6 protein-coding genes are annotated in these 6,408 nt (G+C 70.3%); 2 read left to right on the plus strand and 4 right to left on the minus strand.

Going from position 1 to position 6,408, the window contains the following annotated elements:
- Positions 1-5 precede the first annotated feature (5 nt).
- From ACFC1K_RS06035 to ACFC1K_RS06050, 4 genes are read right to left on the minus strand one after another with little or no spacing between them, the layout of a single operon-like run.
- A complete protein-coding gene (locus ACFC1K_RS06035; RefSeq protein ID WP_375870868.1) occupies positions 6-1,487 on the minus strand; it encodes a cation acetate symporter in 1,482 nt (493 codons plus the stop codon).
- Positions 1,484-1,897 (minus strand): hypothetical protein, encoded by a 414-nt coding sequence (locus ACFC1K_RS06040; protein WP_375870869.1) that lies wholly within the window; start codon positions 1,895-1,897, stop codon positions 1,484-1,486. The genes ACFC1K_RS06035 and ACFC1K_RS06040 overlap by 4 nt, the downstream gene beginning before the upstream one ends.
- Positions 1,894-2,637 (minus strand): LytR/AlgR family response regulator transcription factor, encoded by a 744-nt coding sequence (locus ACFC1K_RS06045; protein ID WP_375870870.1) that lies wholly within the window; start codon positions 2,635-2,637, stop codon positions 1,894-1,896. The genes ACFC1K_RS06040 and ACFC1K_RS06045 overlap by 4 nt, the downstream gene beginning before the upstream one ends.
- Positions 2,634-3,872: a sensor histidine kinase gene (locus ACFC1K_RS06050; RefSeq protein ID WP_375870871.1), complete on the minus strand. Its 1,239-nt coding sequence runs from the start codon at positions 3,870-3,872 to the stop codon at positions 2,634-2,636. The genes ACFC1K_RS06045 and ACFC1K_RS06050 overlap by 4 nt, the downstream gene beginning before the upstream one ends.
- A gap of 180 nt (positions 3,873-4,052) precedes the next feature.
- Here ACFC1K_RS06050 and ACFC1K_RS06055 point away from each other — a divergent pair, with 180 nt between their 5' ends.
- The gene (locus ACFC1K_RS06055) at positions 4,053-4,421 is read left to right on the plus strand and encodes a DUF485 domain-containing protein (protein WP_310285457.1); all 369 of its coding nucleotides are present in this window, start codon (positions 4,053-4,055) and stop codon (positions 4,419-4,421) included.
- Positions 4,421-6,037, plus strand: coding sequence for a sodium/solute symporter (locus tag ACFC1K_RS06060; RefSeq protein ID WP_310285456.1), 1,617 nt, complete (start codon positions 4,421-4,423; stop codon positions 6,035-6,037). Before ACFC1K_RS06055 ends, ACFC1K_RS06060 begins: the two co-directional genes overlap by 1 nt.
- The last annotated feature ends 371 nt before the right edge of the window (positions 6,038-6,408 follow it).

Consider the following 6,408-nt stretch of genomic DNA (forward strand, 5'->3'; position numbering starts at 1 on the left):
TCGGCTCAGCCGTCGCTCGGGTGAGAGGGCAGCGGCTCCGGCACATGAAGCCGGGTGAGGAATCGGTCGGTGCCGCGCGGGATGCCGCGGCGATCGCCGAGCGAGACGACCACGGTCACGATCACCGCGACCGGGACGGTCCACGCGGCGGGCTGCTCGAGGAACGGGCGCAGGGCGGGGAATCCCGCCGTCACGAGCCCGCCGCCCAGGATCGCGACGCCGGAGAGGACCGCGCCGGTGAGCATGCCCGCGATCGCGCCGCGTGCCGTGAGGCCCCGCCACCAGATGCCGAGCAGCAGCACGGGGCACAGGGTGGACGCGGTGAACGCGAAGACCAGGCCGACGCTGCCGGCGAGCCCGGCCGGCTCGGTGGCCAGTGCGACGACCAGGGGGACGAACGACGAGAGCACCGCCGCGATGCGGAACCCGCGCACGCTGCCGCCGAGCAGGTCCTGGCTGATCACGCCGGCGAGCGACACGACGAGTCCCGACGATGTGGAGAGGAACGCCGCGAACGCCCCCGCGATGACGAACGCCGTCAGCACATCGCCGAGGGGCCCGTCGATCAGCCGCCCTGGCAGCAGCAGGACCAGTGCGTCGGCATCGCCCGATTGCGCCAGATCGGGCGCGAACGTGCGGCCGAGGAAGCCGAATGCGGTGGGGAAGAGGTAGAACACCGACAGCAGCACGAGCACGATGACGGTCGTGCGACGTGCGGCGACGCCGTCGGGGTTCGTGTAGAAGCGCACGAGCACGTGGGGGAGTCCGAGTGTGCCGAGCAGCAGTGCCACCATGAGCGACACCGTGCGGTAGACCTCGAGGTCGCCAGGACCTGCGCTCGGCGGGAACGCCTCGACCGGCGGCAATGCGGGCTGCACATCGCCGACCAGCAGCAGGATCGTGACCACCGGGATCGCGAGCGCCGTGAGCTTCAACCAGAACTGGAACGCCTGCACGAAGGTGATCGAGCGCATCCCGCCCGCCGCGACCACCACCGCGACGATGACCGCGACGGCGAGCGACCCCACCCACGAGGGCAGGCCGGTCGTGATCCGCACCGTGAGGGCCGCGCCCTGCAGCTGGGGCACGATGTAGAACCACCCGATGACGATCACCAGCGTGCTCGTCACGCGCCGCGCCCACAGGGAGTCCAGCCGCGCCTCGGTGAAGTCGGGGATCGTGTACGCCCCCGAGCGGCGCAGCGGCGCGGCCACGAACAGCAGCAGCATGAGGTATCCGGCCGTGTACCCGATCGGGAACCAGAGCGCCGACGAGCCGGTCAGGAGGATGAGGCCGGCGATCCCCAGGAACGACGCGGCCGACAGGTACTCGCCGCCGATCGCCGACGCGTTCCACCAGGGGCGCACCGTGCGGCTCGCGACGTAGAAGTCGCTCGTCGTGCGCGACACCCGCAGGCCGTAGAAGCCGATGAGCGCCGACGCCACGGCCACCGCGACGATCGCGACGTAGCCGATCGCGGGGTTCACTCGTCCTCCGCCAGTGCCCGGTAGCGCGCCTCGTTGCGCGACGCCGCGCGCACGTAGAGTCCGCCGACGGTGATGGCGAGCGGGTAGACGCCGGCCCCCAGCAGCAGCCACGACAGCGGCACGCCGAGCACGAACGTCGTGTCGAGCTGGGGGACGAGCGCGATGGCGAGCACGAACAGCGCGGTGGCCACGACGAATCCCAGCGCGAACACGATCCCGAGCCTCAGCTGCGAACGGATCAGCGAGCGCACGTACACGCCGGCGATGTCGCTCGTGGGCCCTCCCTCCGCCTCCGGCGACGACGAGCGGACGGATGCTGCGGGGGAGCCTGCGTGCGGAGCGGTGACGCGTACCCGGCCCGGCGAGGGCGGGCGCCGGTCGGGTGCTGCGTCGGCGTCGCCCGAGGTCATGCGCGCGGCCGGATCGTCGTCGACTCCAGCCTCTCGCGGAGCGCCGGAAGGCACCGCCGGCTCACCGGCAGCTCGGCACCGCCGACGGTGACGCTGGGGTGGTCGCCCCCGAGCCGGAGGCGCGCGAGGTGGGGGATCGCGACGAGGTAGGAGCGGTGGATCCGCACGAACGCATCGGACCACTGCCGCTCGAGATCCGACATCGGCACGCGCACGAGGTAGCTCGCCTCCTCGGTGTGCAGCCGCGCGTAGTCGCCCTGGGCCTGCACGTACCGCACCTCGTCACGCCGGATCATGCGCGTCGTTCCGCCGAGCGTGACGGCGATGAGCTCCGGTTGGGCCGAGGCCGCGGCATCCGTCGCCGGCGCAGCCTGCGCCTTCATCGCCTCGATGACGCGCGTGACCGACCGATGCAGCCGTTCGGTGCGCACGGGCTTGAGGAGGTAGTCCACCGCCGCGAGGTCGAAGGCCTCGAGGGCGCTCTCCTCGTCGGCGGTCACGAAGACGAGGGCCGGCCGGCGCTCGAACCGCTGCAGGGCGCGCGCGAGGTCGAAGCCGCTCAGACCGGGCATGTGGATGTCGAGGAATGCGGCGTCGACGCTCTCCCGCGTGAGCAGCCGGATGGCCTCGGCCCCCGACGGCGCCTGGTGGATGACGCCGATGCGCGGGTCCTGCCCGAGCAGGAACGCGAGCTCGTCGATCGCGGGCTGCTCGTCGTCGGCGATGAGCACCGAGATCACGGTTCGCGCCTCCCCTCGGGCCGCTCGAGGGTCGCCGTCGCACGGACGGGACCGGTGGATGCCGCCACCCGGCCGGGTTGCGACTTCGGCACGCGCATCCGCACCAGCGTGCCCGCACCGACGTTCGTGTCCACGACGAGCCCGTGCTCGTCGCCGTAGACCTGCCGCAGCCGTGCGTCGACGTTGCGCAGGCCCACGTGCTCACCCGGCGCGCCGCCGGCGAGCGCGCGCTCGAGCACGACCGGATCGATGCCGACGCCGTCGTCCTCGACGCTGATCTCGGCGAACGCCCCCTGGTCGGAGGCCTCGATCGTGATGTGGCCGCCGCCCTCCTTGCCCTCGAGACCGTGGCGCACCGCGTTCTCGACGAGTGGCTGGATGGAGAGGAACGGCACCACCGTCGACAGCACCTCGGGTGCGATCTGCAGGGTCACCTTCAGGCGCTCGCCGAACCGCGCGCGCTCGAGCTTCAGGTAGCTGTCGATCGAGCGGAGCTCCTCGGCGACGGTGGTGAAATCGCCGTGCCGGCGGAACGAGTACCGCGTGAAGTCGGCGAACTCGAGCACGAGGTCACGGGCCTTCGCCGGGTCGGTGTTGATGAAGGAGGCGATGGCGTTCAGCGAGTTGTAGATGAAGTGCGGGCTGATCTGCGCGCGGAGCGCGCGCACCTCGGCCTCGGCGAGGGCCGCGCGCGATGCGTCGAGCTCGCCGAGCTCCACCTGGGCCGCCACCCAGTCCGCCACTTCGCCGGTCGCGCGCACGAGCCCGGCCCGCACGCGCGGCGCGAACGCGACGATGGCCCCGGCGGGCACGCCGCCCGCGAGGATCGGCGCGGCGACAGCATCCGTCTCCCGTTCGCCGATCCGCGCCCGTCGCTGCATCTGCGTGCGACCCGACGCGCGCGCCTCGGCGGCCAGCTGCCCGGCGACCTCGCGGACGGCGTCGTCCCCCTCGACGGTCACGTGGCCCGACGGGTCGACGAGCGCGAGCGTCTCGCACCCGAGGAGAGCCTTGAGATGGCGACCGGCCCGGGTCGCGTCGCCTTCGGCGATGCCGCCGCGCAGGTGCTTGGCGGCCCGGCTCGCGAGGTGGAGGGTCTGGTAGGTCGCCTGCTCGACGTCGGTGCCGAGCTCCTTGGATGCCACCACGATGCGCCGGAGCAGGATCACGACGCCGACCGCGAGAGCCCCGGCCAGGACGCCGGCGGCAGCGGCGAGCAGCATCGACTCGGGCATGCGGCCAGCGTAGCCGTCGTTCGTCGTCAACCGACCGCCGTTCGTCGCACCGTGGCCGCCGCTCACCGACGACGAACGGCGACCGCCCCCAGCCGCACCTGCCGAACGCGAGCATGGTCGCACTGTCAACGCAGCGGCGCGGCCGACGGGCGCGCCGATCCCCCTCGAAGGAGAGACGCCATGGGCAACGAAGCCCCCAGCGCCGCCACGAACCTCGCAGAGGTCGACTACGGCGCGGTGCAAGCATCACCTGAATTCCAACGGCTCCGGCGCACGCATCGGAGCTTCGTCTTCCCGGTGCTGGGCGCGTGCCTGGCCTGGTATTTCGCGTACGTCCTCCTCGCCAGCTACGCCCACGACTTCATGTCGATCCGGGTGTTCGGCAGCGTCAACATCGCGATGGTCCTCGGCATGGCGCAGGTCGTCACGACCTTCGCCGTCACGACCTGGTACGTCCACTACGCCAACAAGCGCCTCGACCCGCTCGCGGAGGAGATCCGCGACGAGATCGAGACCGGCGAATTCGAGAACGCAGGGGAGACGCGCTGATGCGGCACTTCACGGAAGCGGCGACCACGTCGCCGGGTGAGCCCTGGCTCAACATCGCCATCTTCGGCGCGTTCGTCGCGGTCACGATGGTGATCGTGTTCCGCGCCAGCCGGAACAACAAGACCGCGGCGGACTACTACGCCGCCGGCCGCTCGTTCACGGGCGGCCAGAACGGCTCCGCGATCGCCGGCGACTACCTGTCGGCGGCGTCGTTCCTCGGCATCGTCGGAGCGATCGCGATGACCGGCTACGACGGGTTCCTCTACTCGATCGGCTTCCTCGTCGCGTGGCTCGTGGCGCTCCTGCTCGTCGCGGAGCTGCTGCGCAACACCGGCAAGTTCACGATGGCCGACGTGCTGTCGTTCCGCCTCAAGCAGCGCCCGGTGCGCATCGCCGCGGCGACGACGACCCTCGTGGTCTGCTTCTTCTACCTGCTCGCACAGATGGCGGGCGCCGGCGGCCTGGTGTCGCTGCTGCTCGGCATCGGCGACCAGCTCGGCCAGGCCGTCGTCATCACGGTGGTGGGCGCGCTCATGATCCTCTACGTGCTCATCGGCGGCATGAAGGGCACCACCTGGGTCCAGATCATCAAGGCCGTGCTCCTCATCGCGGGCGCCGGTGTGATGACGGTGTGGGTGCTGGCGCTCAACGGCTTCGACTTCTCGGCGCTGCTCGACAAGGCCGTGGCCGTCGCCGAGAACCCGGCGATCCTCGACCCGGGCCTCAAGTACGGCGTCTCGGACACCTCGAAGATCGACTTCCTGTCGCTGGGTCTCGCCCTGGTGCTCGGCACCGCGGCACTGCCTCACGTGCTGATGCGCTTCTACACGGTGCCCACGGCCAAGGAGGCGCGCAAGTCCGTCGTCTGGGCCATCTGGCTCATCGGCATCTTCTACGTCTTCACGCTGGTCCTCGGCTACGGTGCCGCCGCTCTCGTCGGCCCGGCGGTCATCGCCGCGGCGCCCGGCGGCCCGAACTCGGCGGCCCCGCTGCTCGCGTTCTCGCTGGGCGGACCGCTGCTGCTCGGCCTCATCTCGGCGATCGCGTTCGCGACGATCCTCGCGGTCGTCGCCGGCCTCACGATCACCGCCGCCGCGTCGTTCGCGCACGACATCTATGCGTCTGTCGTGAAGAAGGGCAAGCCCGAGCCGGGCGCCGAGGTCAAGGTCGCGCGCCGTACGGTGGTCATCATCGGCATCGTCGCGATCATCGGCGGCATCGGAGCGAACGGCCAGAACGTCGCGTTCCTGGTGGCTCTCGCGTTCGCCGTCGCGGCCTCGGCGAACCTCCCCACGATCGTGTACTCGCTGTTCTGGAAGCGGTTCACGACCAAGGGCGCGCTGTGGAGCATGTACGGCGGGCTCGCCTCGGCGATCCTGCTCATCGTGTTCTCGCCGGTGGTCTCGGGCTCCGAGACGTCGATGCTGAAGACCGACGCGATCGACTTCGCGTGGTTCCCGCTGTCGAATCCCGGCATCATTTCGATCCCGCTCGCCTTCTTCCTCGGCTGGATCGTCAGCGTGCTCGACAAGACGCCGGAGGACCCGAAGAAGCAGTCCGAGATGGAGGTGCGCTCGCTCACCGGCATCGGCGCCGAGAAGGCGGTCAGCCACTAGAGCAGAGGGCAAGAGTAAGGGCCGGTCGGAGAGGCTACCGACCGGCCCTTGTCCCTTGCACCAAGAGTGTCCTGCAATCACATGCCGGTAGCTGCCACAGCAAAACAACTACCGTGCAAGCACTCTATAACGGCCAGATAACGCTGACAAGCGTTTTCTGTGATCTTTTCGTGATCTTCCCGGGTGCGCCTCGACGCGCGGGTGTGCGGGCGTCGACGGACCTCGCCGATGGGTGGCCGGGCGATCGCAGATGCCCTGGTCAAAAGGCAAAAGTGAAGGGCCGGTCGGAGAGGCTACCGACCGGCCCTTGTCCCTTGCACCAAGAGTGTCCTGCAATCACATGCCGGTAGCTGCCACAGCAAAACAACTAC

This window comes from Microbacterium sp. NPDC056057 (assembly GCF_042266945.1).
Taxonomy (GTDB): Bacteria; Actinomycetota; Actinomycetes; order Actinomycetales; family Microbacteriaceae; genus Microbacterium; species Microbacterium trichothecenolyticum_C.

What these genes read in the sequence shown, in the direction of transcription:
- ACFC1K_RS06040 (WP_375870869.1), bottom strand. Translation starts at nt 1,897, where the DNA reads ATGACCTCGGGCGACGCCGACGCAGCACCCGACCGGCGCCCGCCCTCG.
- ACFC1K_RS06050 (WP_375870871.1), bottom strand. Translation starts at nt 3,872, where the DNA reads ATGCCCGAGTCGATGCTGCTCGCCGCTGCCGCCGGCGTCCTGGCCGGG.
- ACFC1K_RS06055 (WP_310285457.1), top strand. Translation starts at nt 4,053, where the DNA reads ATGGGCAACGAAGCCCCCAGCGCCGCCACGAACCTCGCAGAGGTCGAC.
- ACFC1K_RS06060 (WP_310285456.1), top strand. Translation starts at nt 4,421, where the DNA reads ATGCGGCACTTCACGGAAGCGGCGACCACGTCGCCGGGTGAGCCCTGG.